This is a genomic window from Limnohabitans sp. Hippo4, from assembly GCF_003063605.1.
Taxonomy (GTDB): Bacteria; Pseudomonadota; Gammaproteobacteria; order Burkholderiales; family Burkholderiaceae_C; genus Limnohabitans_A.
On the sequence record NZ_NESE01000001.1, the window covers coordinates 813,885 to 840,169 of the forward strand.

Consider the following 26,285-nt stretch of genomic DNA (forward strand, 5'->3'; position numbering starts at 1 on the left):
ATTTGAGCCTAGAACGCGGTTACAATTCCACCCGCTGGAAGTGTGGCAGAGTGGTCGATTGCACCGGTCTTGAAAACCGGCGGCTCGAAAGGGTCCGTGAGTTCGAATCTCACCGCTTCCGCCAGTTACAAACCCTAAGCAATTGATTTGCTTAGGGTTTTTTTGTATCTATGCGATTTGTGCACAATGCAGTTCAAGGAGAAACACATGTTGAAACGACACCTGAACCAAATCACTGTGGCGCTCGCCTTGGCCGCCACCTTGCCGCTGAGCTTTGCGCAAAGCGCAGCGCCTTCTTGGCCCTCCAAACCCATCAAGTTGATAGTGCCCTACGCTGCTGGCGGTCCAGCCGATGTGGTTGCACGTGAGTTGGCATTGGTCCTCACCGCAGATTTGAAACAACCCGTCACCGTCGAAAACCAAGGCGGCGGCATGGGCGTGCCGGCCCTGGGCGTTGTGACACGTGCAGAACCCGATGGACACACCCTGCTGTTGGCCGCGTTTGGCAACATGGTGCTGCAACCTATGTTGAGCAAAAAAGGCGGCGCAGATTTGGTCGCCAAACTCAAACCTGTGTCGACCATCTCTACAGGCCCTCACGTGTTGGTGGTCTCAGCCAAGCTGCCCGTTAAAAACATTCCCGAATTGATCGACTACGCGCGCGCCAACCCAGGCAAAGTGAGTTTTGCATCGGCAGGCACTGGTGGCACCGCGCACTTGGGCATGGAAATGTTCAAAGCACTTTCCAAAACGGATGTGATTCATGTGCCCTATAAAGGCAGCGCAGGCGCTGTGAACGATTTGATTTCCGGCGAGGTCAGCGCCATGTTCAGCAGCTTGCCTTCTCTTCAAGGTTTGGCCGACAAAGGCTTGGTCAAAGTGTTGGCAGCCACGGCACCCAGCAAATCCAACGCCACCAAATCCTTGCCCCTCATTGGTTCGGCATTGCCTGGCTTTGACTACACCACGTGGTACGCCATGTACGCACCACTGGCCACCTCCAAGCCTGTGGTCGATGCCATCAACAGCGCCCTTACCAAGGCTTTGAAAACGCCCGCCTTGGTGGCCAAAATTGAAGCTGCCGGCACTGAACTGCAAGCAGGCTCACCCGAAGAAGTGCAAGCCTGGACTCAGCGGGACACCGAGAAGTGGTCGCGCGTCATTCGCGATGCCAAGATTGCCATTGAATAAAGTGCAAGGGCATTGATCCAGGAGATCAAGGAATCTGATCCTTGATTTCCAGCTTCAAGCCTTTGGCGCCCACTTTCACTGGACCTAAAGTACCCGCCAAATCGCCCGACTGTGGCATGGCGTTGCCCGACTTAGAAACACGCACCTTAACCAACACTTCACCAGCGCCCGAGAGTTTTCGATCGGGTGTCATGGCGGTGGAATCGTCCAGTGTGAAGGCCAAAGGCAGTTGGGCGACTGTTGTTTTGAAGATAGCCAAAGGCATGCGCTCACCATTGGCTGGTGTGGCATAAATGAACACCACATCAGAAGGCTTCACCTTGCCCTTGAGTGCTTCCGCTATGGCAACTTGACCCGACACAGTCAAGCCAGTGCTTGCGGCACCGGAAGTGTTAGCAGAAGGTGCTGCGACAGGCATCTGCGCGGCATTCATCTGAGCCGAAGGACCCTTGGCAACTTGAGCGGGCATGCCCAGTTTTTGCTGAACTGAGGCAATGGCCTCGTCTAAGCCGGGCACATCAGGATTGTCGGCCGCCAAGGGCTTGCGGGCTTGTTGCCAATACTTCAAAGCATCGGCAAATTTTTCGTGCGAGTAAGAGGCGCTTCCCGCCATCAACAAGGCACCATAGTTTTGCGGGTCGCGTTGCAGAATGTCACGAATCACATTCCAAGGCTCACCTTCAAAGTTGCCTTGTGATTTCATGGCCAACACTTCCACGCGCTCAAGCTTCAAATCGTCATCCGCAGACAACTTCAAAGCGCGGTCATAGGCTTGCACGGAAGCATCAAACTTCTCGAGGGTGCGGTAGGTTCGGCCCAACATCACCCAACCCTGAAGGTTGTCGGGCTTGTCGTTTAATTTTTGAGCCAAGCTTTCGGCCATTTGGAGCAATTGGGTGGGATCAACCTTGTCGTTAGATTGAACGGCCATGGGATTGAGTGCATCGGGCTCACCTACCCACATGTACATGCCCACCGCTGACAAAGGCAAGGCCACGGCCACCAACACAGCAGTCCACAAGGCCGGCTTTTCTTGTTTCGCGACAGGATCGTCTTGTGCGGAAGTGTCCTCCAACAAACGCATGCTTAATTCATCGCGTGACTGTTGCCACTCGGTATCGCTGATGTGGCCACTCTCATGCTCACGGTCAAGGTCCGCAATTTGATCTCGGTAAACCTTGGCATTGGCTTTGGCCTGACTGGCATGCGTCACCACGGGACGTTGACGCAGCAAGACCCACATCAAAACGCCAGCCACACACAACACCATGCCCAGCGCCAACACAACAAACAACACATTGGCACTCATGATGCGTCTCCAGACTTCAGAATTTCTTGAACCTTGCGTCGATCTTCTTCGCTCAGTTGTTGTTGAAGGGGCTTCTCCGTTTGGCGTTGACGCAAGTAAAGGGCCATGCCCACAACACCGAGGACCAATAGCAGAAAGGGGCCAAACCACAAGACCCATGTGAGGGGTTTCACTTCTGGGCGATACAGGACAAAGTCACCGTAGCGCGTCACCAGATATTCTTTGATTTGCGTATCGCTTTTGTTGTCCCGAATGAGTTTCCTCACCTCTTCGCGCAAATCGTTGGCCAACTCAGCACGTGAGGATGCCAAGGACTCGTTTTGACACACCAGGCAACGCAACTCTTCAGAAATGTGAATCAAACGTTTTTCAACCAGTGGATCTTCTGCCAAGGGCGCGGCTTCTTTGGCTTGCACAGCGGAAAACGCAGTGACCATGGCAAAGGCCATGACTGCCAACAGCTTGAAACAGGGGGCATTCAATGTCATGAGAGCTTTCACAATGCTTTAGGAAGCATTCAATTTCTGCACCAAGGGCAAGATGGTGGATTGCAGCAAATCCGGTGTGACCACGCCCACGCGCTTGTAACGAATGACGCCTTCTTTGTCGATCACATAAGTCTCTGGCACACCGTAGACACCATAGTCAATGCCGACACGGCCATCCAAATCCAGGACGGACAATGCATAAGGATTGCCATGGCGGCTGAGCCACAACTGACTGCGCTCACGTGCAAGTTTGAGTTTTTCTTCAGGCGTGAATTTGCGACCTGCAGGCTCGTCTTGCGCTTGCACTTCTTTGTAGCTCAAGCCAACGATGGGCAATTGATTGGCCTTGGAAAAGGCCACCAACACAGGATGCTCTTCGCGGCAAGCCACACACCAAGTGGCCCACACATTCATCATCCAAACTTTGCCCTTCATATCTGCCGGTCCAAATTTGGGTGCGTTGGCATCCAAGGTATAGAGCTCAAAAGCAGGCGCAGGCTTGCCGACCAAGGGGGATGGAATTTCACGCGGATCGCGGTTCAGACCAACCGCCAGAAAGGCGACCAATCCAAAAAAAAGGACCAAGGGAATTAAAAACTTTTTCACAACATGCCTCCAGGCGGCTTAGCTCAAACTGTCAGCCGATTTGCGATAGCGTCGATCACTGACGGCCAACAAGCCACCCAAGACCATCAAGATGGCGCCGTACCAGAGCCAGGACACAAAGGGCTTGTAAAACACCCGCACGCTCCACTGCGGTTTGTCGCCTTCAATCGATTCACCCAAGGACACATAAAGGTCGCGGAACAAACCGGAGTCGATGGCCGCCTCGGTCATGGGCATGGCTGATGAGAAATACTTGCGCTTCTCGGGATGCAACAATTCCAGGAATTGATTGTCTTTGCTAACCTTGATTTCACCGCGAATGGCTTTGTAATTCGGGCCATCCACATTGGAAACTCCCACCAATTCAAAGTCGTAGTTCTCGATGGTCACGGTGTCGTTCAAACCCATGCGAACATCACGCTCCACCTCGTAGCCTTTGACCAAGGTGACACCCACCACCACCACCGCAATGCCCAAGTGTGCCAAATGCATGCCCCAGAATGAGGGCGGTATGCGGCCTGGTTTTTTGACGCGGTCCACAATTTGCAGGATCAAGCCCACAAACACCCAAGTGGCCAAGGCCATGCCCATGGCGCTCAGCCAATTGCCTTTTTCGGTGAAGGCCCAAATGAAGACAGCGACCAGCACGGCTGCCAACGCAGGAATGCGCATGGCAAGACCCAAGGTTTTCCAACGAGCCTCACGCCAGTGTGCAATGCCGCCTGGCACCATCAGAAACACCACGGGCACCATCAAAGGCACAAACACCGCATTGAAATAAGGCGCACCCACAGACAACTTGCCCAAGTTCAAAGCATCCACGATGAGCGGGTAAACCGTACCCAACAAGACCGCGCCCGTGGCAACCACCAACAACACACTGTTGGTGAGCAGCATGGACTCACGCGATACCAAACCAATCTTGCCACCCAATGTCGCTTTGGGTGCACGCCAGGCAAACAGCGTGAGTGAGATGCCCACCACCAAAGCCAGGAAGATCAAGATGAACACACCGCGGCGAGGATCTGCGGCAAATGCGTGAACCGATGTCAACACACCGGAGCGAACCAAAAATGTGCCGAGCAATGACAATGAAAATGCGCCAATGGCCAACAGCACCGACCAAGCTTTGAAACCACCGCGCTTGTCGGTCACCATCAAAGCGTGAATGAGGGCAGTGCCAAACAACCATGGCATGAGCGAGGCGTTTTCAACAGGGTCCCAGAACCACCATCCGCCCCAACCCAACTCGTAATAGGCCCACCAGGAGCCCAGCGCAATGCCGGCTGTCATGAAAACCCACGCCACCACCGTCCAAGGACGTGACCAACGCGCCCATGCCGCATCCATGCGACCGGACAACAAAGCGGACAAGGCAAATGCAAATGCGACCGAGAAGCCCACATAGCCCATGTACAACATAGGCGGGTGAATGACCAAACCGGGATCTTGCAACAAGGGGTTCAAGTCACGACCATCTGCCGCAGCGGGCAGCAAACGCTCAAATGGACTGGAGGTGGTCAAGATGAACATCAAAAAACCAGTCGACACCCAACCCAAAATGCCAATGACGCGTGCCACCATGGCCAAGGGCAAGCTGCGAGAGAACAATGCAACGGCCAGAGTCCAGCCTGCCAACATCAACACCCACAACAACAAAGACCCTTCGTGGCCACCCCAGACCGATGCAAATTTATATTGCGAAGGCAGCAAGGAGTTGGAGTGCTCGGCAATGTACTTGATTGAAAAGTCATCGGTCAGCGCGCCGTGTGCCAACACACCAAATGAAAGTGCGATCAACAAAAACTGCAAGACTGCAGCAGGCCTTGCCAAGGCTTGCCAACGCTGATGGTCGTTGACCGTTCCGGCCAACGGCAAGAGACCTTGAATCAGCGCCACGCATGCTGCCAAGATCAAGGCAAAGTGGCCAATTTCTACAATCATTCCAGACTCTTTTCTATGGGTGCACTAAGACTTCACATGAACAGCTTCATGTGAAGTCTTCAAATTCAGGGTTTAACGGAGGCTGCTGCTTTCGCAGCTGCAGCTTTGTCCAAAGCATGTTTGGCTTCGGGCGGCATGTAGTTCTCATCGTGCTTGGCCAAGACCTCGGAGGCCGTGAATTGCTTGTCGTCCGACAATTTGCCTTGCGCCACGACGCCCTTGCCTTCTTTGAACAAATCGGGCAACAAACCTTTGTAGGACACAGGCACATCGTGCGCAAAATCGGTCACCACAAACTGCACGTTTTCGCCATCTTTTTTCAAACTGCCGTCCTTCACCATGCCACCTACTCGAAAGGCACGGCCTTGGGGTGCCTCACCTTGAGACACTTGGGTGGGCGTGAAGAAGAACACCAAATTACTTTGAAATGCATTCAAGACAAACATGCCTGCGATGGCCAACGCTGCGACAGCCGCAGTGATGAGCAAAAATCGTTGATGCCGCGGTTTCATCCCTGCCAATCCTTTCCTTGCGTTTGTGCAGCAGCCAGCTCTTGTGCCACTTGCGACAGCGCCTTGGCGCGTGCCTGCTGAACCCACCACATCTCAATGATGATGAGCGCTGCGGTCACGCCAAAACTTCCCCAGACATACACGCCATAGCCACCCATGGCCCAAAAGTCTGACCAACTGTTCCAAATCATGATTGCGCCTCCATGGCCTTGGCTTTAACTTCAGGCAAATCGGCCACCCACTGCGCATGACGCTCCCGAATCAAAATGATGCTTCGGACACGGTACAAAGCCATGGCAATGGCGTACATCCAAAATGCAACACCCATGATCAACATGGCTTCCAACATGATTTGCGCCATGCTAGAGCCTTTGGTCAGTGACACAGAAGCACCCTGATGAAGCGTATTCCACCACTTCACAGAAAAATAAATCACGGGCACATTGAGAGCCCCTACCAAAGCCAAGATACCGCCCGCTTTGTCTGCACGGCGCGGATCGTCAATGGCACTGGTTAAGGCGATGTAGCCCAGATACAAGAAGAACAAAATCAACTCAGACGTCAAGCGAGCGTCCCAAACCCACCAGGCACCCCACATGGGTTTGCCCCAAAGCGCGCCAGTCCACAGCGACAAAAATGCAAAGATGGCGCCTGTGGGCGCGAGTGCGCGGCCCATCATGCCGGACAAGCGGGTGTTGAAAGTCAAACCCAACAATGCCCAAAAAGCCATGGCCAAGTAAATCACCATGGACATCCAAGAAGCGGGCACATGCACAAAGATGATTCGGTAACCCTCACCTTGTTGAAAATCGGTGGGCGCCACAAACATGCCCAGCCACAAACCCCACACCGTTAAACCAGTGGCCAACAAAGCAAACACTGGCCACAACTTTCCCGCTAGCGGATAGAAGTTTTGAGGCGAAGCGTAATGAAAAAGTTTTTGCATCATTGGGTTAACCCATTCTTATGATTCAAGTGCAATTCGAAGTGATGCTGCGCTGGCCCAGGGGCTGAACACAGCGGCCACCAAAGCCATGGCCGCCAAGATGGACAAGTGTGCTGAAGCACCCAAACCACTGATTTCAGCTTGAACAGCACCTGCACCAAATACCAAGGCTGGCACATACAAAGGCAAGACCAACAGAGACAACAAAACATCGCCACCGCGAACACCCAGCGTGAGCGCAGCGCCAATGGCTCCGATGAGCGACAAAATGGGCGTCCCCAACAACAAGCTGAGCGTCAAAATCCAAAGGGCATTGGCCGACAAGTCAAATTGCAAACCCAAAACAGGCGCCAACAGCACCAGCGGCAGTCCCGACAGCAACCAATGCGCCAAAATTTTGGCGGCCACCAACATTGACAAACTGTTGGGCGACAGGGCCATTTGCTCCAGCGTGCCATCGGCATGGTCGGCGGCAAACATGCGCCCCAGGGACAGCATGCTGGCCAACAGTGCACCCACCCACAAAATGCCAGGCGCCACCAAGCGCAAAGTGTTCATTTCGGGACCAATTCCCAGTGGGAACAAAGCGGCCACCACCACAAAGAAAAACACTGAGGTGATGACTTCGTTCTTGCGCCGAAGGGCCAAGGTGAGATCGCGTCGTACGATGGCAACAAAGGCGCTCATGCCGTCAACCTGTAGCTAAAGCCCACGCCGCCCAAGCTCACGGCCTGGTGGCTGGTGAGTAACACCATACCCTGATGGGCCAAATGGCTGTTGATGACCTGCGTCAACGCGTTCTGAGCAGCGGCATCCAAGGCCACAAAAGGTTCATCCAAGATCCACAGCTTGGCAGGACTGACCAGCAAGCGTGCCAGCGCCGTACGCCTTTTTTGACCTTGCGACAACACCCTCACAGGCAAATGCTCTCTGCCGCGCAAGCCCAACTGCACCAAGGCTTTCAAGGCATCCTCAGGCTTTAGGGGGCGGCCTGCGACGGCCGCATCGGCGCGCAGGTTTTCCATGGGGGTCAGATCTTCTTTAAGGGCCAATTGGTGACCCAAATAAGCCAAATCGGCACGAAAAGCCTCTGGATTTTGAACCACAGGCTGGTGATTCCAAGTGATTTCGCCCTCTTCAAGGGCACTCAGGCCGCATGCCAAACGCAGCAGGCTGGTTTTGCCAACCCCATTGTCACCTTCGAGGTGCAGCCACTGGCCGGGTTGGAGGGTGAAAGAAACGCCTGAAAACAGCCGTTTGTCACCCTTTGAGCAAGAAAGATTGGAAACACTGAACATGTAGCTGAATCATCGCAGAACAAGACCATTCAGAATTGATTCAGGTCAAAAATAAAGGGTCAATTGACTAAGCCTTTGATTTTAACTGCCCGCGTTGTTGCCTGCGTCGGATCCTGCATTCGCAGCCAACTCTCTTGCCTGCTTTTCGGCCTCAGCCTTTCGATACAAACTCAACACATTGGGCAGGCGTTCCAGCATTTCAACCCACTCATATTCGTAGGGTAATCCGATCCAATCGCCATTGGCCTTCAAGCCTGCAATGCATGCTTTGATTTTGTGGCGCGCCACATCAAAGCTTTGCAACTCTGCCTCGGACAAAGACTCTCGTTTGTTCTTTGAAATGTCTGCTTCTAGCAAGACCAACACATCGTGCTGAATGGCCAGTTCGTGCTTGAGAGACTCTGAAGAACGAGGGCCTGTATGAGGATGCTGGATTTCCTCGAGTTTCTCTGTGATTTCTTTGAAGTTTTGTTGCGTCTGAAAGTAAAAAATCAAAAACCCAGCGAGCAAGATGAACAGCACGCACAAAACCAACAACAAAAAATTGTCCATACAGGACCTCACTTCATAGATTGGGTTTCATCCTACTCAAGAGTTTGGCTTGGGGCAACTTGGCCGATGTCCTGAATTCCCCTAGCTGCAAAAGTGCGGCTTCAAAGCTACACTGCAGCGCAAGGAGTACCTGTTTGTGAACCACCCCACCCCCCACCTCTCTTCAGAGCAAGAAATCGCCCGCTTTGGCAGCGGCAAGGCCGTCCAACGACTTGAAGATCAGCAATTGCTGCTAGGTGCCGGGGTGTATGCCAACGACGTCAGCCTGCCCAACCAATCCCATTTGGTCTTTTTGCGCTCGCCCTACCCCCACGCCAACATCACCCGTTTAGACACCCAAGCAGCCAAAGGCATGCCGGGCGTTTTGGCGGTTTACAGCGGGCAAGACCTGTTGGCTGCTGGCATCAAACCATTGGCGCGCCCCATGAATTTCAAGCGGGCAGACGGCAGCCCACTTTCGTCAACCACCCGTCATATTTTGGCCACCCAGACCGTGCGCTTTGTGGGCGAGCCCATTGTGGCCGTGGTTGCAACATCAGAAGAACAAGCTCGCAACGCCATCGAGGTCATCGAGATTGAATTCGATGCCTTGCCAAGCGTCACCACCCTGAGCGATGCGTTGGCCCCCACCGCGCCTCTTTTGACAGAAGCACCCGACAACCGTGTTGCCGAAACCCGATATGGCGACGCACAAGCCACCCAGGCGGCCTTTGACCAAGCCGCCCACGTGGTGCACCTGAATATCGTGAATCAACGCGTGGCAGCCCTGTCCATCGAACCTCGCAGTGTTTTGGCCTACCCAGACCAAGGCCGCTTGCACATCCGCATGAGCAGCCAAATGCCAACAGGCGTTCGCAATACAGTTTCTGACCTGCTTGGCATCGACAAGGAAAAAATTCGCGTCATCGTGGGCGATGTCGGTGGCGGTTTTGGCATGAAAACTGGCGCATACGCCGAAGATGTGGTCACCGCATATTGCGCCCACTCGCTTCAACGGCCCGTCAAATGGATCGCCGACCGCAGCGAAGAGTTTCTCAGCAGCTCACATGGCCGTGACATTCAAACTCAAGCCGCCTTGGCATTGGCCGCGGACGGCAAAATTTTAGGTCTTCGCATTGAAACTTTGGCCAACGTGGGGGCCTATCCCACCATGACCGGCTTGGCCATCCAAATGATGATCGGCCCTTGGGTGCAGAGCAGCGTCTACGACATTCAAACCATCGACTACCACTTCACCGGCGTGATGACCAACACCGCCAGTACGGGCGCTTACCGTGGCGCAGGTCGCCCTGAAGCTATTTACAACATCGAGCGTTTGATCGACGAAGCCGCTCGCGTCAGCGGCATTGACCGCGTGCAATTGCGCCGCCGCAACTTCATTCAACCATCGCAAATGCCCTACAAGAACCCCATGGGTCAGGTGTATGACACCGGTGCGTTTGAAATGATCATGGACCAGGCTATGGAAAAAGCCGACTGGGCAGGCTTTGCACAACGCGAAGCGGCCTCCAAAGCCAAAGGCCTGTGGCGCGGCTTGGGCATTGCCACTTTCTTGGAGTGGACGGGTGGCAATGCCTTGGAAGAAAACGTGCAAGTGCAAATTTTGGCCGACGGCACCATTGAAGTGGCCTCGGCAGTCAACGCCATGGGTCAAGGCATCGCCACCTCCTTGGCCCAATTGGTGGTGGATGTTTTTGGTGTCGACATCTCGAAGGTTCGCGTCATTTTGGGCGACACAGACCGCGCCAATGGCTTTGGCAGTGCCGGCTCCCGCTCACTGTTCACAGGCGGTTCAGCGATGCGTGTCGGCGCAGAAAAAACATTGGACAAAGCGCGAGATTTGGCAGGTCAAGCGCTAGAAGCATCGCCTGCCGATTTGGCCTATGAAAGTGGCCGTTTCAGCGTGAAGGGCACCGACTTGAACATCAGCCTGGCCGATTTGGCCAAGCGCCAGCCCGAAGGCCGAATTGAGTTGCAATCCAGCACCACCGCCAGCGGACCCACATGGCCCAACGGCTGCCACATTTGCGAAGTAGAAGTGAACCCCGCCACTGGCGAATCTTGCGTGGTGTCGTACACCTCCATGAACGATGTGGGCCGCATCGTCAACCCGATGATTGTGGAAGGCCAATTGGATGGCGGCGCCGTTCAAGGCATGGGACAAGCCTTGTTAGAAGGCTTGGTCTACGACTCAGAAAGTGGTCAGTTGGTGACTGGAAGTTTGATGGACTATGCCGCACCGCGTGCAGACATCATGCCGCAAATGTTCCATACATTTACCAACCAAACAGTGCCCAGCACCAACAACGTGCTTGGCGTCAAAGGGGTTGGCGAATTGGGAACCATTGGTGCAACACCTTGCGTGGTGAATGCGATTGCAGATGCGTTGGCACGCAATGGAAATTCACAAAAATCACAAAATCTACAAATGCCGCTAACTCCTTTTAGATTGTGGGAATTACTTAACGGCGCATGAATCTAATTCACAAAGAATGGACACTTTGCTACTATTTCTCAGATGCGAGGATTAGAATCAAAGTATGACCATGAAGAGCACCACAACCGCCAACGCCTATCTGCGATTTTTGCAGCTAGCGCGTGGCCTTCAGCAATTGCCTGACGCGCCGCAGTTAGACGCCAACGAAAAAGCTTTGCTTGAAGAAGTGGCACTGCGTTGGTTTGAAAATAGAACCATGACGGTTCGCGAAGCCATCGGCTTGGCGCACTTGGGTTCACCTGCAACTTTGCACAAACGCATCACACGTTTGCGCCAAAAAGATTTGCTGATGACTTTCAATCAGCCTGAAGACAAGCGCGCCAAGTACCTCATCCCCACCGAAAAAACCATCGCCATGTTTGGTGACTTCGGCAAAAAGATGAACTCAGTCATGGCAACTGCTTAATTCAAACTCAGCGCTGATGTGCTGCACATTGGCGCTGCTCATTTGCACCGTTCATCTGAACTGTCTAGCGATCTGCCAAAAACAAAGCTTGCAGATCGCTTAAAAAATCAAAGCCTCGTTCTGTGGGCCAAACCCGATTCAAGTCCCTGGCAATGAGTTGCTTGGCTTCGGCCTTGGCCAAACCTTGTTGAATGGACGTCATGGCCAGTCCCGTGCGTGCCATGTAGTCGGCCAAACTAAAGCCCTCTTTCAAGCGCAGCGCATTGAGCATGTATTCAAACGGTAACTCTTCGCGAGCCACTTCTGCGTACTGTGTCACCGGCGCACCTTGCAGGGCTTGCACAAGGTACAACTGCGGCTCACGGTAACGCACATAGCGCATCACGCGGTGCGCAAAACTGAGCTTGCTGTGCGCGCCAGCACCAATGCCCAAGTAATCCCCAAACTGCCAGTAGTTCAGGTTGTGCCAGCAGCGGTGTCCTGGCTTGGCATAGGCCGACACTTCGTAGCGCTGCAAGCCCGCTGCGCCCGTCATGTCGGTGATCAAATCCATCATCGCGTAAGCATCGTCATCCTCAGGTAAGACCGGGGGATGTTTGGCAAACATCGTGTTAGGTTCGATGGTGAGGTGGTAGATGGAAATGTGCGGCGGCTTGAAGCTCAAAGCGGTTTGAATGTCTTGCGTCAAATCGGCCAAGCTTTGTCCCGGCAGTGCATACATCACATCCAGATTGAAAGTTTCAAAGGCACTCTGTGCTTCGGCCACAGCCGCCATGGCCTGATCGCTGTTGTGCACACGGCCCAGCGCTTTCAAATGTGCGTCGTTGAAACTTTGCACACCAATGGACAAGCGCGTCACACCTGCAGCACGAAACGCCTTAAAGCGATCTTTCTCAAACGTGCCAGGGTTGGCCTCCATGGTAATTTCTGCTTCGGCCTCCAAAGGCAAGCGCGCACGAATACCACTGATCAATCGATCGATGCTGGCAGGCTCAAACAAACTGGGTGTGCCGCCGCCAATGAAGATGCTGTGAACAGGACGGCCCCAAATCAGCGGCAAGCTGGCTTCTAAGTCGGCCAGCAGCGCATCGATGTAGCGTTGCTCTGGCATGCCCTGCGCGTTGTCGCGCCACTCGTGCGAATTGAAATCGCAATACGGACATTTCTTGATGCACCACGGCAGATGCACATACAGCGAGAGCGGTGGCAAGGCCTGCAATTGCAACAAGCCAGGCCGCATGGCATGCACCACATCAAAAGGATGGCTCATGCTTTAGAGGCCCCAGCGTTCACGCATCAATGCCACCATGGCCTGTGACGAGCGGCCCCGATGGCTGTTGGCATTCTTCACTTCTTCAGGCAACTGTGCAAACGTTTGACCAAACTCTGGCAACCACAAAATAGGATCAAAGCCAAAGCCATTGGTGCCGACGGGTTCGCGCGCAATCTCAACCACCACCCGCCCCACTGCAATCAAAGGCTCAGGATCTTCGGCACTGCGCAGTGCGACCAGGGTGCTCACCATGGCTGCACGGCGGTTATCGACCTGCGCCATTTGCTCAATTACAGCGCGCACGTTGTTGGCATCCGATTTCTCATAACCAAACTGCGTGCAGTAGTAAGCGGTGTCTACACCTGGCAAGCCACCAAATGCATCAATGCACAAACCTGCATCGTCTGCCACAGCCGGCAGACCACTTTGTGCAGAGGCATGGCGTGCTTTGGTCAAGGCATTTTCAACAAAGGTTTTGTAAGGCTCTGGCGCTTCCGAAATGTTCAACTCAGACTGACGCACCAACTGCACATTCAGCACGCTGAACATGCTTTGCAGTTCGTTCAATTTGCCTGCGTTGTTGGAAGCCAAAACCATTTTCATGACATCAAGCGCCTGCGTGAACGTGTGTTTGACGTGATTGCTTTTGCAATTGCACCAACTCGGCAATGCCCTTCTCAGCCAGGGCCAACAAGCTGTCCATTTCTTTGCTTGTAAAGGCCACACCTTCGGCGGTGCCCTGCACTTCTACAAAGTTGCCAGCACCGGTCATGACCACGTTCATGTCGGTATCGCATGATGAGTCTTCGGTGTAATCCAAATCCAGCAAAGGTGTGCCGTCTTTCAAGCCCACCGAAATGGCCGCGACCGAATCAATGATGGGAGACTCTGTGAGCTTGCCTTGGTGCATGAGCCAATCGACGGCGTCTTGGGCGGCCACAAACGCACCCGTGATACTGGCTGTGCGAGTGCCGCCATCGGCTTGCAGTACATCGCAATCCAAATGGATGGTGCGCTCACCCAGTTTTTTCAGATCAAACACGGCGCGCATGGAACGGCCAATGAGGCGTTGAATTTCTTGTGTGCGGCCACTTTGTTTACCGCGTGCTGCTTCGCGGTCACCGCGTGTGTGTGTGGCGCGCGGCAACATGCCGTATTCAGCCGTCACCCAACCTTCACCACTGCCCTTTTTGTGACCAGGCACTTTTTCTTCAACCGAAGCAGTGCACAACACGCGTGTGTCGCCAAATTCGATCAACACAGAGCCTTCGGCATGAACGGTGTAGCCCCGCGTGATTTGGACCTTGCGCAATTGATCTTGCTTGCGATCATGGGCGCGTTGAAAGTTGGAAGAATTGAGAGTGGTCATGGATGTGATCGCTGGTTGAATGTTTGAATGAACGCGTTAGATCGACATTCAAGATTAGTTTGAGATAATCGCCGACTGAACCGCAGCCCTTTGTCTGCCGCATCCTAGAAAGAATTCATGCCAGTTTACAGTATGACCGGATACGCCAGCGTGCAATCCAGCACGCCCGCTTCAGAGAGCGGCACCGACACAGCGGCCACGGCAGCTGTGCGTTTCGGTCTTGAGATACGTTCCGTGAACAGCCGCTTTCTAGACCTCAGCTTTCGACTGCCCGACGAGCTGCGTCATACCGAACCGGCTTTGCGTGAGCACATCACACAACACATCAAGCGCGGCAAAGTGGAAGTGCGTGCGGTCTATCACAGCACCCAAGACAATGACCTGGCCGACCCCTCCATTGGCACCTTGCAAAAACTGGTGGGTCTGCAAAACAAAATTCAAAGCTGGCTGCCCAACGCGCGCGACCTGAGTGTTTCCGATGTCATCAAGTTGGCCTCGCACGAAAAATCAGGTGCGGGTCTTCAAGACGCCGACCTCATGCCTTTGGCCACACAAGCGGTCAAAGCCCTCAAAGATGCCCGCGCCCGTGAAGGTGCCCGCTTGGCTGAGATGCTACAAGACCGCATTGGGCAACTGCGCACGCTGGCAGAACAAGCAGCGCCCCTGTTGCCACAATTGGTTGAGCAACAGCGCCAGCGTTTCATTGACCGCTGGAACGAGGCCATGGCTTTGTCGGACGGCAATGTGTCATCCGACGTTGCAAAAGACCGCGCTTTGACGGAAGCCACGGCTTTTGCCATTCGCATCGATGTGGCCGAGGAGCTCACCCGACTGGCATCCCACTTGGACGAAATCAGCCGCCTCGTCAAAAAAGGCGGCGACATTGGCAAACGCCTTGATTTCCTCATCCAAGAACTCCACCGCGAAGCCAACACCTTGGGCTCCAAGTCGGCGGCCCTCGAGCTCACCAAAATCTCCGTCGACATGAAAGTCTTGATTGAGCAAATGCGTGAGCAGGTGCAAAACATCGAATAAGTTGACTACACTCCTTGCCATGGAATATCCTGGAAACCTCTACGTCGTAGCTGCCCCCAGTGGTGCGGGCAAGTCCAGCCTGGTCAAGGCCCTGATGGAGCTTGACACCCGCGTTTTGCCCTCGGTGTCGCACACCACCCGCGCGCCAAGAGGCCAAGAAAAGCACGGCCGAGAGTACTTTTTTGTCTCTCAACAAGAGTTTGACGCCATGGTGGCCGCCGACGCCTTTGTGGAATGGGCCAATGTGCACAGCCACCGCTATGGCACCTCCAAGAAAATGCTGGAAGAGCGCATGGCACAAGGCTCCGACGTCATTTTGGAGATTGACTACCAAGGCGCCATCCAAATCCAAAAGATGTACGCCAATGCCATCCTCATCTTCATTCTGCCCCCCAGCTGGGAAGAATTGCGCAGCCGCCTGGAGCGCCGAGGCGAGGACAGCACCGAAACCATCGAATTGCGCCTGCAAAATGCGGCCATTGAGCTGGCCCAGGTCAAAGAATTTGACTTCGTTATAATCAACGAAGTTTTCGATCGCGCCCTGTTTGACCTCAAGGCCATCGTGCATGCCCAGCGCCTCAAGTACATTGCCCAGCGCCGGGCCCGTGCCGAAACTTTCGAATCCCTCCATATCACCTGAATTACTTACCGGAGACCGTCATGGCCCGCATCACTGTTGAAGATTGCTTGGAACAGATCCCTAACCGTTTCCAATTGGTATTGGCGGCCACTTACCGTGCTCGCATGCTGAGCCAAGGCCACACCCCCCGCGTCGAGAGCAAAAACAAGCCAGGCGTCACGGCCCTGCGCGAAATTGCAGCCGGCAAAGTTGGTTTGGAAATGCTCAAAAAAGTAAACTAATTTCTACACCCAGCCAAACCGTTCTGGTTTGGCACCATCAGCCCCAAAGTTTCAAAACCTGGGGCTTTTTCACGCCTGAAATTCGCAAATTTGTGAGGGCAAGTCCTCAGGCTTTCTGAAGACGGCCCTCTCGCGTTACATTTGAGCCATGCGCGCAGCTTTTTCTTCTATTTTTAACAGTTCCGGTAGTACTTCAATACCCGGAAAGCGCGACAACGCACACAACATTCAAGCGGGCATGCCCTCCGCCAGCGCAGCCAACGCGGCGGCCGCCAGTTTTGCAGCCTTGGTGGCCCAGCTAGGCTACTTGTCAGCTGCCGACATTGAACTGGTCCGAAAAGCCTATCGGTTTGCAGACGAAGCACATTTAGGCCAACTGCGCAAAAACGGCGAGCCCTACATCACGCACCCTATTGCAGTGGCCACGCAGTGCACCGAGTGGAAACTCGATGCGCAAGCCTTGATGGCAGCGCTGATGCACGACGTGATGGAAGACTGCGGCGTCACCAAAGCCGATCTGATTGAAAAATTTGGTTCCTCCGTGGCCGAATTGGTGGACGGGCTGACCAAGTTGGACAAGCTGGAGTTCAACACCCGCGAAGAAAACCAGGCCGAGTCCTTCCGAAAAATGCTGCTGGCCATGGCGCGCGATGTCCGTGTGATCCTCATCAAGCTGGCCGATCGCACGCACAACATGCGCACCATGTCCGACATGCCGCGCGAAAAGTGGGGTCGCATATCTTCTGAAACTTTGGAAATTTATGCGCCGATTGCGCACCGCTTGGGCCTGAACCAAACCTACCGTGAACTTCAAGATTTGTCGTTCCGATACTCTATGCCTTGGCGCTACAACGTCTTGGCCAAAGCCGTTGCCAAAGCACGCAACCGCCGGCGCGACCTGATTCAAAAAGTTCAAGGCGAGCTCGAGTCTACGTTTTCTCAAGCAGGCATGGATGTTCAAATTTCTGGCCGAGAAAAAACGCTGTACTCCATTTACAAAAAGATGGATGGCAAGCACCTTAGCTTTGCACAAGTGACCGACATTTATGGCTTTCGCTTGATCGTGCCCTCGGTCATTGATTGCTACACCGCCTTGGGCATCTTGCACCAAATGTACAAGCCCGTGCCTGGCCGATTCAAAGATCACATCGCCATTGGCAAAGTCAACGGTTATCAGTCTTTGCACACCACCTTGGTGGGCCCCTCGGGTGTCAACGTTGAATTTCAAATGCGCACAGAAGCCATGAACGTGGTGGCCGAATCGGGTGTTGCTGCGCATTGGCTCTACAAAGACAAAGGCTCTAACGACGGTGCATCTGAACGCTTGGGCACGCAGTGGCTGCAGTCACTGCTGGACATCCAAAAAGAAACACGCGATGCCTCCGAGTTTTGGGATCACGTCAAAGTGGACTTGTTCCCAGATGCTGTTTACGTGTTCACGCCCAAGAGCCAAATCATGTCCTTGCCGCGTGGCGCCACGGTGGTTGATTTTGCGTACATGATCCACAGCAACATTGGGGACCACTTGGTCGCCGCCAAGATCAACAACCAACAAGTGCCCTTGCGCACCGAGTTGAAAAACGGTGACGTCGTTGAGGTTATGACGGCCCCTGTGTCCTCGCCTAATCCATCGTGGCTTGGCTTTGTGCGCACTGGCCGTGCGCGCTCACGCATTCGCCATCACCTTAAAACCATGGCCAACAGCGAGTCCATGGACTTGGGTCTCAAACTTCTCACGCAAGCTTTGCGTGCAGAAGGCATTGAGAAGATGCCAGACGATCCGTCTCTCTATCAAGGCTTGTGGGAAAAATTGTTGCGCTTCACCGGCAACAAAAACCGCAGCGATTTGTTGGTCGATGTGGGCTTGGGAAAACGCATTGCCAGCATTGTGGCCAAGCGCATGGCGGCCTTGCTGTCCGAAATGGGCGAAAAGCCCGATCCATTGCTGATGACGCGTGAGCGCTTCATGGCGCACGAGACCGTGTCTCAAGGTGCCATCATGCTCGACGGCACCGAAAACGCCTCGGTGGTTTATGCGCGCTGCTGCCACCCCTTGCCTGGCGACAAAATCATTGGCTACCTGGGCCGCGGTGAAGGTTTGGCCGTGCACACAGCCGATTGCAGTGTGGGCCAAAAACTTCAACAGAAAGACAGCGAACGCTTCATTGGTGTTGAGTGGTCAGACGAGCCCTTGCGCAATTTCGAAACCAGCATCAGCGTCACCGTGGTCAACACCAAGGGTGTTTTGGCGCGGGTGGCAGGCACATTGGCCAACTCCGAGGTCGACATCATTCATGTTGAAATGGGACAAGCCAGTGCGCAAGATGCAGCCGAAAACACCTTTGTGATTTCAGTGCGCGACCTGAGCCATTTGGAAACTGTGCTGCGCAATTTGAAGCGCACACCTGCTGTTTTGAATGCTGAGCGCATCACGCACCGAGCTCGCGGTCAAAGCGCACCCGACGCATAAAAAAACCCTCTGACTTTCGGGGGAGGGTTGATTTTTTGAACTTAAGCACTTGGCTTGGGATAGGCAACTTCCAACACTTCAATTTCACGCACCCCTTGCGGGGTGACCAATTGCAAGACATCGCCCGTGCGTGACTTCAGCAAGGTGCGTGCAATGGGAGACACCCAACTCACCTCGCCTTTGAGACTATCTGCTTCGTCGATGCCGAGAATGGTGACCGTGCGTTCGTCGCCACGCTCTTCGGCGTAAGTGACCGTGGCACCGAAAAACACCTGGTCTTTGCCATGGTGTGCACTGGGATCGGTGACCTCAGCAATTTCCAGACGCTTGGTTAGAAAACGGATGCGCCGATCAATCTCGCGCAATCGTTTTTTACCGTAAAGGTAATCGCCGTTTTCGGACCGGTCACCATTGCTGGCGGCCCAATGCACGATGTCGACAATTTTGGGGCGCTCTTCGTCTAGCAAGCTGAACAACTCTGCCCGCAAAGTGGCATACCCCTGGGGGGTCATGTAGTTGCGGCTTCCGGCTGGCAATGGCGGCAGGCTGGGATCTTCCCCATCATCTGAATCCGCATCGGTTTCGCGCGTGAATGCTTTGCTCATGGCTTTCGAAAAAGAAAACGAAAATGAATGGTGAAAATGGAATACACAAAGAAAAACAGCCTAGGGGCGTAAGCCTCTAAGCTGTGTTCTAGAATCGAAATTCTGGTGCGGCTGGCAGGAATCGAACCCACGACCCCTTGGTTCGTAGCCAAGTACTCTATCCAGCTGAGCTACAGCCGCGAAGCTGTAGATTATAGCATGGGTTTTTGGGTATCCTCAAACACGGCTTAAAAATCCAAACAAATCCCCAAAAAAGGGCAGCCAGATCCGATCTAAGGGTTTGACTGATTGAATTTGGTGCACGGCCCTTTCAAAATGCCCCTTCAATACCTTCTTTGGGCGGCACAGGTCTTGCAACCTCCTCCAATTAAGTTTTACTTCACTTGGAGATGTTTCATGCAATTCAACTTTTTGGCCAAGCGCCGTCTCACCCTTGCACTGTTGGCCGGCTTGGCCCTGACCGGTGCCACAGCACAAGCCCAAACCGCATTAGACGATGTACTCAAAGCCAAAGTCATCAAGATTGCCATCCCCACCGACTACCCGCCCTACGGCTTTGTAGGCATTGACCTGCAACCTCAAGGCTTGGACATCGACATGGCCAACTACATTGGCCAAAAAATGGGCGTCAAAGTTGAATTGATTCCCGTGATCAGTGCCAACCGCATTCCTTACCTGCAAACCAAAAAAGCCGACTTGGTTATTTCCACTTTGGGCAAAAACCCAGACCGCGAAAAAGTGATCGATTTCACAGCGGCCTACTCGCCTTTCTTCCAAGCCGTCTTTGCTTCTAAAAGCTTAAGCATCAAGAGCTTCAACGACTTGGTGGGCAAATCAGTGGGCGTCACACGTGGCGCCATGGAAGACCAAGAATTGGCCAAAGTGGTGCCTGCAGGCGTTGATGTCAAACGTTTCGAAGACAACAATGCCACCATCTCGTCCTTCATTTCAGGCCAAGTGCAAGTCATTGCCACCGGCGCATCTGTGGCCGGCACCATCATGACCAAGAATCCTGGCTTGAACACCGAGTACAAGTTGTTGCTCAAAGACTCCCCCAACTTCATTGGCGTGGCCAAAGGTGAAGACAAGCTGCGCTTGAAAGTGAACGAGATCATTGCGCAAGGCCGCAAAGCTGGCGACATCGACAAGATGTCGCAAAAGTGGTTGGGCCGCCCTGCTGGCGATCTGCCACTTTGATGCTTCATGCGCATTGAACTGGATTTCATCAGCGTCCTGATTGAATGGCCGCTGTTGGTGAAGGGTGTGGCCTGGACCATCGGGCTCACCAGCATTTCCACCCTCCTCGGTCTTGCACTGGGCATCGTGTTGGCTTGGTCACGTGTGCATGGGGCGCTGCCCCTGCGCGTGTTGGCTGGCACTTATGTGGAGCTCATTCGCAACACGCCCTTCATCGTTCAGTTGTTCTTCGTCTACTTTGGCCTGCCCGCGATGGGCTTGCGACTGTCGCCAGAAACCGCGTCGATCATTGCCATGGTGATCAACCTGAGCGCGTATGCCACTGAAATCATACGCGCTGGCATTGAGGCCACGCCCAAGGGGCAGATTGAAGCAGGCATGAGTTTGGCCTTAACGCCAAGCCAAATTTTCACGCACGTGGTGTTGCCGCCTGCGCTGCGCAAGGTCTGGCCTGCCTTGGTGAGTCAAATCATCATAGTGATGCTGGGCTCAGCGGTGTGCGGTCAAATATCCACAGAAGAATTGAGCCATGCGGCCAACCTCATTCAAAGCCGCAACTTCAGAGCCTTTGAAGCCTTCATCATTGCCACGCTCACCTATTTGACGCTGGCCGTGGCACTGCGCCGATTGCTCAATTGGTTGGGCCCGCGTTTTCTTTTTGGTCGCTGAAGAGGAAAAGACATGGTTGATTTTTCTCTTTGGGACATCTTCAGAAACTTGCTTTTAGCTTTGCGTTGGACAGTGGTTTTGTCACTGATCGCTTTTGCAGGTGGCGGCTTGATGGGATTGATGCTCTTGATTGCACGTTTGTCGCATTTCAAATGGGCAAGGGTCTTTGTCAATGTTTACGTTCAATTGTTCCAAGGCACACCTTTGCTGATGCAATTGTTTTTGGCTTACTTTGGCATGGCCTTGATTGGCATCGAAACTTCTCCGTGGTTGGCCGCCGGTGTTGCCCTCACCTTGTACAGTAGCGCCTTTTTGGCAGAAATTTGGCGCGGCTGCGTTGAAGCCATTCCCAAAGGACAGTGGGAAGCCAGCCAAAGTTTGGCCTTGAGCTTTATGGAGCAATTGCGCTATGTGATCTTGCCGCAGGCTTTCAAAATTGCCATTCCACCCACGGTGGGCTTTTTGGTTCAAGTGATCAAAGGCACCGCCTTGGCGTCGGTGATTGGTTTCATTGAGCTCACCAAAGCGGGCACCATGATCACCAACGCCACCTTCAAACCCTTCTTGGTCTACAGCTGCGTGGCCTTGTTGTATTTCGCACTGTGCTACCCCGTGTCTTACTTTGCCAAACATCTTGAACGAAAGGTCCAACGTGGACATGCATGAACCCCTGCTCGCCATTCAAGGGCTGCGCAAAAGCTTTGGCGACAACGAAGTCCTCAAAGGCATTGACCTCCAAGTGCAGGCGGGTGAAGTCATTGCCATCATTGGCAAAAGTGGTTCGGGCAAAAGCACATTGCTTCGTTGCATCAATGGTTTGGAAACTTTTCAAGCAGGCACCCTCACTGTGGACCGACAGGCGCTTTTGCACCATGACGCCAACGCGATGCGGGCACTCCGCCAAAAAGTCGGCATGATTTTCCAAAGCTTCAATTTGTTCCCGCATTTGAAGGTGGGGCAAAACATCATGCTGGCCCCCGGCTTGGTGAAGCAACAAGACAAAACCTCAGCTGAATCCAAAGCCCGCCAACTTTTAGACCGCGTGGGCCTGGCAGAGAAGTTCGACGCATGGCCCGATCAGCTCTCGGGTGGGCAACAACAACGGGTGGCCATTGCCAGAGCATTGGCCATGGAACCTCAAATTTTGCTGTGCGATGAAATCACATCGGCACTGGACCCCGAATTGGTTGGCGAAGTGTTGCTGGTGGTGGAAAGCTTGGCAGAAGAAGGCATGACCCTTCTGATGGTGACGCACGAAATGAACTTTGCGCGCAAAGTGGCCGATCGCGTGATCTTCATGCACCAAGGGCGCGTGCATGAAAGTGGCACGCCCGCTGAATTGTTTGGCAATCCCCAAACCCCAGAGTTGGTGCAGTTCTTGTCTGCTTTGGGCTGATTCAAAATTCAACGATGGACTTCTACTTCGCCATGCTTGGCCAGCAGTTCCATCAATTTCTTGCGAATCAAGATACCGGGGCGGTCTGAATCCATGGAAAACTCCACGCCACGCCGACGCATGTCAACCACGGCATCGTGATCCGTAGACTCCAAGATGTCTTTGTCCTCACGCGTGATCACTTCATCGAAGTGAATGAGCATCTCGGCAGGACAATCGGCTTCTGTATCGTTTCGAAACAGCCATTGACACAGTTGAATGTGGCCATCGTCAATGGGAGTAAAACAATTGATGATGATGTGACGGATGCCGCTGGGGTATTCAATGTCCAAGCGCCTTGAAAAAGGCAAATAGTAGGCGTTGCGCATGTGCCTTGTGGTGATGGGATCCTGAACACCACTGATGCGCTGAAACTTCTCTGGATTGACCGCCTCGATGACAGTCTCCGCTTCAAAACCAATTTCTGATTCATGCAATTCGTATTTGCTGGGCTTAGGGCTTGCAGCCACGCCAAAGGTGGCTTTGTGAACAAAACTGAAATGCGCGTTGTCGAATGAATTTTCCAAAGCCCTGACGGGACTGGTGGCCCAGGTTTCATAAAACTGAAAAATGGTCCTGTACTGAGGGTTGTCAAATTCAGGAACTTCAAATATGTCGGCAATGGGGTCTTCCAAGGCAACCCATGCATAGCCGTAGCGCGCCACACAATGAAATGCTTGGGTTCGATAGTCAGATGGAATTTCGCGATCGGCTGCGTACTGAGGGATGACGACCACTTTGCCTACGCTGTTGTACTGCCATCCATGGTAAGCACATTCAAGGTTGCCATTTTTGCACTGACCTTTGCTGAGTTTAGCGGTGCGGTGGCAGCATCGGTCAGCGAGTGCAGCAGGTTGGCCCTGGGCATCCAGAAATAGAACGATCTTCTCGCCTAACAAGGTAAAGGGTTTCGGGCCTGAAGCAAGTTCAGACAGCGGCATCACGGCGTGCCAATATTTTCGAAAAATAGCTTGTTGTGTGACCAGCATGAAAGAGCTCCTCTGCAAATTGTCCTGCAAAACCTGGGCCAAGCAGTTGGCACGTCGTGTGCATCACAAGTGCCTCAATCTAAGGAGTGTGCCATGTCTCAATACCCCACAGAAATGAAATTGTCAGACACTGACGCCACCTATTTGCGCGACGCCATTCGCATGTCTGCAGTCGCCCGAGCCAGAGGCAACCGGCCGTTTGGTGCGGTGGTCATCTCCAAGCAGGGCGAGTTGTTGGCAGAAGCCTTCTGTAACACCACCGAAACAGGTGACTGCACAGGCCATGCAGAAACTACGGCTGTTCGAATGCTCAGCCCCAAACATGCCAGGTCCGTCTTGGCAGAAGCGACGCTGTACTCATCGGCAGAGCCTTGTGTGATGTGCGCAGGCGCTATTTTTTGGTCGGGCATTCAGCGCGTCATCTACGGCATTGATGCAGAGCGGCTTCGCATTTTCAGAGGTGAACTGCTTGAACAAAAAGACGCTGAGCTGTCTTGCAGAGATGTCTTCAACGCCTCTTCACATCCCATTGAATGCATTGGCCCTGCCTTGATCCATGATGCCAGTCAAGTTCACGAAGGCTTCTGGAAATCCTAAAGTGTGCATGGCTGCACCAAAGCTGGATGCACGCCTCACAAGGGTGCGCCAGAACGGTGCGAACGAGCACGTTCCTGTCTTTGAATGAAACTGTGCGGCACACTCCGTGAATTTGAACATGGCACGCGGCTTGCAATGACCAAAGCGTGAGCGCATCTGCATCTCCAGATGCCCGCATCCGTACTTAGAGGCACTTTGAGTCATGCGTGTTCTGGTCATTTATTGCCACCCTGTTGAATCAAGTTACAACGCAGCACTTCACGCAGAAGTTGTGACGCAACTCAAGTTGGCGGGACACGAAGTCGACGATTGCGACCTCTACGCAGAAAATTTCAACCCCGTCATGAGCCGCGAAGAGCGACTGGGTTATCACGAAGTGCCCGACAACGAAAAGCCAGTGCAAACCTACGTTGACAGATTGCGCAACGCAGAAGCTTTGGTGTTTTGCTTTCCAACTTGGTGCTTTGGCTTGCCTGCCATGCTCAAGGGCTACTTCGACCGTGTGCTGATGCCCGGTGTGGCCTTTGACTTAAGCGACCCCCAAAACGTCAAGCCATCCCTGACCCACATCAAGCGCATATCCGCTGTGGTGACCTATGGCAGACCCCGCTGGACGGCTTGGTACATGGGCGATCCTCCCAGAAAAATCATCACCCGGTATTTGAAACTGCTGACAGGTGGTGGCAGCCGTGTGGACTATCACGCGCACTATCACATGAACGTGGCCACCCCTTCCTCCCTCTCTCAATTCAAAGCCAAGGTGAGTCAAGCCATGGCGACATTCGCATGACACCCCATCCCGCTAACTCTTCTTTTTTACTCAAAGGTGCTCGATTGCCCCAATGGGTGAACACGCACTCAACCGACAAGTTGGTGGACATCGCCGTGGTGAATGGCAAACTCGAGAAGATTGAAGCGGATTCCGCCAACCCATTGGGCTTGCCCATCTGGGACATCCAAGGCGCACTCACGCTGCCGCTGATGGTGGATGCCCACACGCACCTCGACAAAACATTGACCAAAAGCAGAATGGGCGACATCACCCCAGGTTTGCTAGGCGCCATTCAGGCCATGATGAGCGACCGCGCGCACTGGACGCCAGAAGATGTTTACCAACGTGCCAATCAAGGTCTCACGTGGTCCTTTGAGGCGGGCGTCCAACACTTGCGCACGCACTGCGATTGGTGGGAGCCCAAGGCAAAACCTATCGCTTGGCAAGTGCTGCGTGATTTGGCCTCTGACTGGCAGGGCAAGATCGCCATCGAACGCGTGAGCCTCATCCCCTTGCATTTGTACGCCGATGCCGCGCAAGCCCAAAGCTTGGCCAAGCAAGTGGCCGCCAGCGGGCCCGGTGCACTGTTAGGTGGTTTTGTGCACACCAGCAACTGGGATTTGCAGGCCTTGAAAAATCTGTTTGCCGCTGCCCAAGCCGAAGGTTTGAATGTCGACCTGCACATGGACGAGGAACTGAACCCTGCGGCCCAAGGTTTGTTGCGCGCAACCGAAATCATGCGCGACATTGGCTTTGAAGGTCATGTGGTGTGCGGCCATACCTGTGCGCTGTCTGCACAAGACAGCTTACTGGCCTTGCGCACACTCGACGAAGTGGCCAAGGTCAACATGAGCTTGGTCACACTGCCGATGACCAACCTTCTGCTGCAAGATGCCGTGACAGGCAAAACACCAACCAAGCGTGGTCTGACCTTGGTACAAGAGGCCCGCGCACGCCACATACCCGTCATGGTGGCCAGCGACAACGTCCAAGACCCCTTCTGTACCTTTGGCAGTTACGACCCCTTAGAGGCACTGAGCACTGGCGCTTTGGCAGCTCAATTGCCGCAAGTGTTTGACGATGCCACGCAAAGCATTTGCCGCACCGACTGGCTCACCGGAGATGCACAAGACGCACCTTTCCAAATTGGATCGGCCGCCAATTTCATGGTGTTTGAGCAAGCCAATCTGTGGGGCTTCCCCTCGCAAACGCACAAACGGCTTGTGGTGCGAAACGGCTTTCTTGCTTGATCACTCGGATGAAC

29 protein-coding genes and 2 tRNA genes are annotated in these 26,285 nt (G+C 53.8%); 15 read left to right on the plus strand and 16 right to left on the minus strand.

What is annotated here, in order from left to right; translation table 11 throughout:
* Positions 1–36: 36 nt before the first annotated feature.
* Both B9Z46_RS03740 and B9Z46_RS03745 read left to right on the plus strand, forming a co-directional pair.
* A tRNA-Ser gene (locus B9Z46_RS03740) sits at positions 37–124 on the plus strand.
* A gap of 83 nt (positions 125–207) precedes the next feature.
* Positions 208–1,191 carry a tripartite tricarboxylate transporter substrate binding protein gene (locus tag B9Z46_RS03745; protein ID WP_108254860.1) on the plus strand — a complete coding sequence of 328 codons (984 nt, stop codon included), beginning with the start codon at positions 208–210 and terminating at the stop codon, positions 1,189–1,191.
* Between the two features lie 25 nt (positions 1,192–1,216).
* Here the strand turns inward: B9Z46_RS03745 and ccmI are convergent, their stop codons facing one another.
* The 10 genes from ccmI to B9Z46_RS03795 all read right to left on the minus strand — a co-directional run bounded on the left by ccmI (position 1,217) and on the right by B9Z46_RS03795 (position 8,846).
* Positions 1,217–2,500 (minus strand): c-type cytochrome biogenesis protein CcmI, encoded by a 1,284-nt coding sequence (ccmI, locus tag B9Z46_RS03750; protein ID WP_108254572.1) that lies wholly within the window; start codon positions 2,498–2,500, stop codon positions 1,217–1,219.
* Complete coding sequence (locus B9Z46_RS03755; RefSeq protein WP_233245899.1) at positions 2,497–2,988, minus strand: cytochrome c-type biogenesis protein; 492 nt, start codon at positions 2,986–2,988, stop codon at positions 2,497–2,499. Before B9Z46_RS03755 ends, ccmI begins: the two co-directional genes overlap by 4 nt.
* Before the next feature lie 18 nt (positions 2,989–3,006).
* The gene (locus tag B9Z46_RS03760; RefSeq protein ID WP_108254573.1) at positions 3,007–3,594 is read right to left on the minus strand and encodes a DsbE family thiol:disulfide interchange protein; all 588 of its coding nucleotides are present in this window, start codon (positions 3,592–3,594) and stop codon (positions 3,007–3,009) included.
* An 18-nt stretch (positions 3,595–3,612) separates the two neighbouring features.
* A complete protein-coding gene (locus B9Z46_RS03765; protein WP_108254574.1) occupies positions 3,613–5,538 on the minus strand; it encodes a heme lyase CcmF/NrfE family subunit in 1,926 nt (641 codons plus the stop codon).
* 65 nt (positions 5,539–5,603) lie between these two features.
* Positions 5,604–6,050, minus strand: coding sequence for a cytochrome c maturation protein CcmE (ccmE, locus tag B9Z46_RS03770; RefSeq protein ID WP_108254575.1), 447 nt, complete (start codon positions 6,048–6,050; stop codon positions 5,604–5,606).
* The gene (gene ccmD / locus B9Z46_RS03775; RefSeq protein WP_108254576.1) at positions 6,047–6,241 is read right to left on the minus strand and encodes a heme exporter protein CcmD; all 195 of its coding nucleotides are present in this window, start codon (positions 6,239–6,241) and stop codon (positions 6,047–6,049) included. Before ccmD ends, ccmE begins: the two co-directional genes overlap by 4 nt.
* Positions 6,238–6,996 (minus strand): heme ABC transporter permease CcmC, encoded by a 759-nt coding sequence (ccmC, locus tag B9Z46_RS03780; RefSeq protein ID WP_055361880.1) that lies wholly within the window; start codon positions 6,994–6,996, stop codon positions 6,238–6,240. Before ccmC ends, ccmD begins: the two co-directional genes overlap by 4 nt.
* A gap of 18 nt (positions 6,997–7,014) precedes the next feature.
* Positions 7,015–7,683: a heme exporter protein CcmB gene (gene ccmB / locus B9Z46_RS03785; RefSeq protein WP_108254577.1), complete on the minus strand. Its 669-nt coding sequence runs from the start codon at positions 7,681–7,683 to the stop codon at positions 7,015–7,017.
* Positions 7,680–8,294 (minus strand): cytochrome c biogenesis heme-transporting ATPase CcmA, encoded by a 615-nt coding sequence (ccmA, locus tag B9Z46_RS03790; protein WP_108254578.1) that lies wholly within the window; start codon positions 8,292–8,294, stop codon positions 7,680–7,682. The genes ccmB and ccmA overlap by 4 nt, the downstream gene beginning before the upstream one ends.
* 81 nt (positions 8,295–8,375) lie before the next feature.
* Positions 8,376–8,846: a hypothetical protein gene (locus B9Z46_RS03795; RefSeq protein ID WP_108254579.1), complete on the minus strand. Its 471-nt coding sequence runs from the start codon at positions 8,844–8,846 to the stop codon at positions 8,376–8,378.
* 136 nt (positions 8,847–8,982) lie between these two features.
* Between B9Z46_RS03795 and B9Z46_RS03800 the strand changes: the two genes are divergently transcribed.
* Together B9Z46_RS03800 and B9Z46_RS03805 are read left to right on the plus strand one after the other, a co-directional pair.
* A complete protein-coding gene (locus B9Z46_RS03800; protein WP_108254580.1) occupies positions 8,983–11,322 on the plus strand; it encodes a xanthine dehydrogenase family protein molybdopterin-binding subunit in 2,340 nt (779 codons plus the stop codon).
* Positions 11,323–11,392: 70 nt separating this feature from the next.
* Entirely contained in the window at positions 11,393–11,749 is a 357-nt protein-coding gene (locus tag B9Z46_RS03805) for a hypothetical protein (RefSeq protein WP_231717691.1), read from the plus strand.
* A 64-nt stretch (positions 11,750–11,813) separates the two neighbouring features.
* Here the strand turns inward: B9Z46_RS03805 and hemW are convergent, their stop codons facing one another.
* From hemW to rph, 3 genes are read right to left on the minus strand one after another with little or no spacing between them, the layout of a single operon-like run.
* On the minus strand, positions 11,814–13,019 hold the full coding sequence (hemW, locus tag B9Z46_RS03810) for a radical SAM family heme chaperone HemW (protein WP_055360123.1): 1,206 nt from the start codon (positions 13,017–13,019) through the stop codon (positions 11,814–11,816).
* A gap of 3 nt (positions 13,020–13,022) precedes the next feature.
* Complete coding sequence (gene rdgB, locus B9Z46_RS03815) at positions 13,023–13,625, minus strand: RdgB/HAM1 family non-canonical purine NTP pyrophosphatase (protein WP_055360122.1); 603 nt, start codon at positions 13,623–13,625, stop codon at positions 13,023–13,025.
* Positions 13,626–13,629: 4 nt separating this feature from the next.
* Positions 13,630–14,391, minus strand: a complete 762-nt coding sequence (gene rph / locus B9Z46_RS03820) for a ribonuclease PH (RefSeq protein ID WP_108254581.1) — start codon at positions 14,389–14,391, stop codon at positions 13,630–13,632.
* A 117-nt stretch (positions 14,392–14,508) separates the two neighbouring features.
* Here rph and B9Z46_RS03825 point away from each other — a divergent pair, with 117 nt between their 5' ends.
* From B9Z46_RS03825 to B9Z46_RS03840, 4 genes are all read left to right on the plus strand, one after another.
* Entirely contained in the window at positions 14,509–15,426 is a 918-nt protein-coding gene (locus B9Z46_RS03825) for a YicC/YloC family endoribonuclease (RefSeq protein ID WP_108254582.1), read from the plus strand.
* Between the two features lie 19 nt (positions 15,427–15,445).
* Positions 15,446–16,066: a guanylate kinase gene (gmk, locus tag B9Z46_RS03830; protein WP_055360119.1), complete on the plus strand. Its 621-nt coding sequence runs from the start codon at positions 15,446–15,448 to the stop codon at positions 16,064–16,066.
* 20 nt (positions 16,067–16,086) lie between these two features.
* Complete coding sequence (rpoZ, locus tag B9Z46_RS03835; RefSeq protein WP_055360118.1) at positions 16,087–16,287, plus strand: DNA-directed RNA polymerase subunit omega; 201 nt, start codon at positions 16,087–16,089, stop codon at positions 16,285–16,287.
* Positions 16,288–16,525: 238 nt separating this feature from the next.
* Entirely contained in the window at positions 16,526–18,757 is a 2,232-nt protein-coding gene (locus B9Z46_RS03840; protein WP_233245927.1) for a bifunctional (p)ppGpp synthetase/guanosine-3',5'-bis(diphosphate) 3'-pyrophosphohydrolase, read from the plus strand.
* A gap of 41 nt (positions 18,758–18,798) precedes the next feature.
* Here the strand turns inward: B9Z46_RS03840 and greB are convergent, their stop codons facing one another.
* The gene (greB, locus tag B9Z46_RS03845) at positions 18,799–19,362 is read right to left on the minus strand and encodes a transcription elongation factor GreB (RefSeq protein WP_055360116.1); all 564 of its coding nucleotides are present in this window, start codon (positions 19,360–19,362) and stop codon (positions 18,799–18,801) included.
* Positions 19,363–19,465: 103 nt separating this feature from the next.
* A tRNA-Arg gene (locus tag B9Z46_RS03850) sits at positions 19,466–19,542 on the minus strand.
* Positions 19,543–19,758: 216 nt separating this feature from the next.
* Here B9Z46_RS03850 and B9Z46_RS03855 point away from each other — a divergent pair.
* From B9Z46_RS03855 to B9Z46_RS03870, 4 genes are read left to right on the plus strand one after another with little or no spacing between them, the layout of a single operon-like run.
* Complete coding sequence (locus tag B9Z46_RS03855) at positions 19,759–20,559, plus strand: transporter substrate-binding domain-containing protein (protein WP_108254584.1); 801 nt, start codon at positions 19,759–19,761, stop codon at positions 20,557–20,559.
* Between the two features lie 6 nt (positions 20,560–20,565).
* On the plus strand, positions 20,566–21,228 hold the full coding sequence (locus tag B9Z46_RS03860) for an amino acid ABC transporter permease (protein ID WP_108254585.1): 663 nt from the start codon (positions 20,566–20,568) through the stop codon (positions 21,226–21,228).
* Between the two features lie 12 nt (positions 21,229–21,240).
* Positions 21,241–21,894 carry an amino acid ABC transporter permease gene (locus B9Z46_RS03865; RefSeq protein ID WP_055360114.1) on the plus strand — a complete coding sequence of 218 codons (654 nt, stop codon included), beginning with the start codon at positions 21,241–21,243 and terminating at the stop codon, positions 21,892–21,894.
* Positions 21,887–22,624 (plus strand): amino acid ABC transporter ATP-binding protein, encoded by a 738-nt coding sequence (locus B9Z46_RS03870; protein ID WP_055360113.1) that lies wholly within the window; start codon positions 21,887–21,889, stop codon positions 22,622–22,624. The genes B9Z46_RS03865 and B9Z46_RS03870 overlap by 8 nt, the downstream gene beginning before the upstream one ends.
* Before the next feature lie 8 nt (positions 22,625–22,632).
* Here B9Z46_RS03870 and B9Z46_RS03875 read toward each other — a convergent pair whose 3' ends face one another.
* Positions 22,633–23,652 carry an aromatic ring-hydroxylating dioxygenase subunit alpha gene (locus tag B9Z46_RS03875; RefSeq protein ID WP_055360112.1) on the minus strand — a complete coding sequence of 340 codons (1,020 nt, stop codon included), beginning with the start codon at positions 23,650–23,652 and terminating at the stop codon, positions 22,633–22,635.
* A 93-nt stretch (positions 23,653–23,745) separates the two neighbouring features.
* Here B9Z46_RS03875 and B9Z46_RS03880 point away from each other — a divergent pair, with 93 nt between their 5' ends.
* From B9Z46_RS03880 to B9Z46_RS03890, 3 genes are all read left to right on the plus strand, one after another.
* The gene (locus B9Z46_RS03880) at positions 23,746–24,249 is read left to right on the plus strand and encodes a nucleoside deaminase (protein WP_055360111.1); all 504 of its coding nucleotides are present in this window, start codon (positions 23,746–23,748) and stop codon (positions 24,247–24,249) included.
* Between the two features lie 202 nt (positions 24,250–24,451).
* Positions 24,452–25,039 carry an NAD(P)H-dependent oxidoreductase gene (locus tag B9Z46_RS03885; RefSeq protein WP_108254586.1) on the plus strand — a complete coding sequence of 196 codons (588 nt, stop codon included), beginning with the start codon at positions 24,452–24,454 and terminating at the stop codon, positions 25,037–25,039.
* On the plus strand, positions 25,036–26,271 hold the full coding sequence (locus B9Z46_RS03890) for an amidohydrolase family protein (RefSeq protein WP_108254587.1): 1,236 nt from the start codon (positions 25,036–25,038) through the stop codon (positions 26,269–26,271). The genes B9Z46_RS03885 and B9Z46_RS03890 overlap by 4 nt, the downstream gene beginning before the upstream one ends.
* Positions 26,272–26,285 lie beyond the last annotated feature (14 nt).

What these genes read in the sequence shown, in the direction of transcription:
- B9Z46_RS03745 (WP_108254860.1), top strand. Translation starts at nt 208, where the DNA reads ATGTTGAAACGACACCTGAACCAAATCACTGTGGCGCTCGCCTTGGCC.
- ccmI (WP_108254572.1), bottom strand. Translation starts at nt 2,500, where the DNA reads ATGAGTGCCAATGTGTTGTTTGTTGTGTTGGCGCTGGGCATGGTGTTG.
- B9Z46_RS03755 (WP_233245899.1), bottom strand. Translation starts at nt 2,988, where the DNA reads ATGACATTGAATGCCCCCTGTTTCAAGCTGTTGGCAGTCATGGCCTTT.
- B9Z46_RS03765 (WP_108254574.1), bottom strand. Translation starts at nt 5,538, where the DNA reads ATGATTGTAGAAATTGGCCACTTTGCCTTGATCTTGGCAGCATGCGTG.
- ccmE (WP_108254575.1), bottom strand. Translation starts at nt 6,050, where the DNA reads ATGAAACCGCGGCATCAACGATTTTTGCTCATCACTGCGGCTGTCGCA.
- ccmD (WP_108254576.1), bottom strand. Translation starts at nt 6,241, where the DNA reads ATGATTTGGAACAGTTGGTCAGACTTTTGGGCCATGGGTGGCTATGGC.
- ccmC (WP_055361880.1), bottom strand. Translation starts at nt 6,996, where the DNA reads ATGCAAAAACTTTTTCATTACGCTTCGCCTCAAAACTTCTATCCGCTA.
- ccmB (WP_108254577.1), bottom strand. Translation starts at nt 7,683, where the DNA reads ATGAGCGCCTTTGTTGCCATCGTACGACGCGATCTCACCTTGGCCCTT.
- ccmA (WP_108254578.1), bottom strand. Translation starts at nt 8,294, where the DNA reads ATGTTCAGTGTTTCCAATCTTTCTTGCTCAAAGGGTGACAAACGGCTG.
- B9Z46_RS03795 (WP_108254579.1), bottom strand. Translation starts at nt 8,846, where the DNA reads ATGGACAATTTTTTGTTGTTGGTTTTGTGCGTGCTGTTCATCTTGCTC.
- B9Z46_RS03805 (WP_231717691.1), top strand. Translation starts at nt 11,393, where the DNA reads ATGAAGAGCACCACAACCGCCAACGCCTATCTGCGATTTTTGCAGCTA.
- hemW (WP_055360123.1), bottom strand. Translation starts at nt 13,019, where the DNA reads ATGAGCCATCCTTTTGATGTGGTGCATGCCATGCGGCCTGGCTTGTTG.
- rdgB (WP_055360122.1), bottom strand. Translation starts at nt 13,625, where the DNA reads ATGAAAATGGTTTTGGCTTCCAACAACGCAGGCAAATTGAACGAACTG.
- rph (WP_108254581.1), bottom strand. Translation starts at nt 14,391, where the DNA reads ATGACCACTCTCAATTCTTCCAACTTTCAACGCGCCCATGATCGCAAG.
- B9Z46_RS03825 (WP_108254582.1), top strand. Translation starts at nt 14,509, where the DNA reads ATGCCAGTTTACAGTATGACCGGATACGCCAGCGTGCAATCCAGCACG.
- gmk (WP_055360119.1), top strand. Translation starts at nt 15,446, where the DNA reads ATGGAATATCCTGGAAACCTCTACGTCGTAGCTGCCCCCAGTGGTGCG.
- rpoZ (WP_055360118.1), top strand. Translation starts at nt 16,087, where the DNA reads ATGGCCCGCATCACTGTTGAAGATTGCTTGGAACAGATCCCTAACCGT.
- B9Z46_RS03840 (WP_233245927.1), top strand. Translation starts at nt 16,526, where the DNA reads ATGCCCTCCGCCAGCGCAGCCAACGCGGCGGCCGCCAGTTTTGCAGCC.
- greB (WP_055360116.1), bottom strand. Translation starts at nt 19,362, where the DNA reads ATGAGCAAAGCATTCACGCGCGAAACCGATGCGGATTCAGATGATGGG.
- B9Z46_RS03855 (WP_108254584.1), top strand. Translation starts at nt 19,759, where the DNA reads ATGCAATTCAACTTTTTGGCCAAGCGCCGTCTCACCCTTGCACTGTTG.
- B9Z46_RS03860 (WP_108254585.1), top strand. Translation starts at nt 20,566, where the DNA reads ATGCGCATTGAACTGGATTTCATCAGCGTCCTGATTGAATGGCCGCTG.
- B9Z46_RS03865 (WP_055360114.1), top strand. Translation starts at nt 21,241, where the DNA reads ATGGTTGATTTTTCTCTTTGGGACATCTTCAGAAACTTGCTTTTAGCT.
- B9Z46_RS03870 (WP_055360113.1), top strand. Translation starts at nt 21,887, where the DNA reads ATGCATGAACCCCTGCTCGCCATTCAAGGGCTGCGCAAAAGCTTTGGC.
- B9Z46_RS03875 (WP_055360112.1), bottom strand. Translation starts at nt 23,652, where the DNA reads ATGCTGGTCACACAACAAGCTATTTTTCGAAAATATTGGCACGCCGTG.
- B9Z46_RS03880 (WP_055360111.1), top strand. Translation starts at nt 23,746, where the DNA reads ATGTCTCAATACCCCACAGAAATGAAATTGTCAGACACTGACGCCACC.
- B9Z46_RS03885 (WP_108254586.1), top strand. Translation starts at nt 24,452, where the DNA reads ATGCGTGTTCTGGTCATTTATTGCCACCCTGTTGAATCAAGTTACAAC.
- B9Z46_RS03890 (WP_108254587.1), top strand. Translation starts at nt 25,036, where the DNA reads ATGACACCCCATCCCGCTAACTCTTCTTTTTTACTCAAAGGTGCTCGA.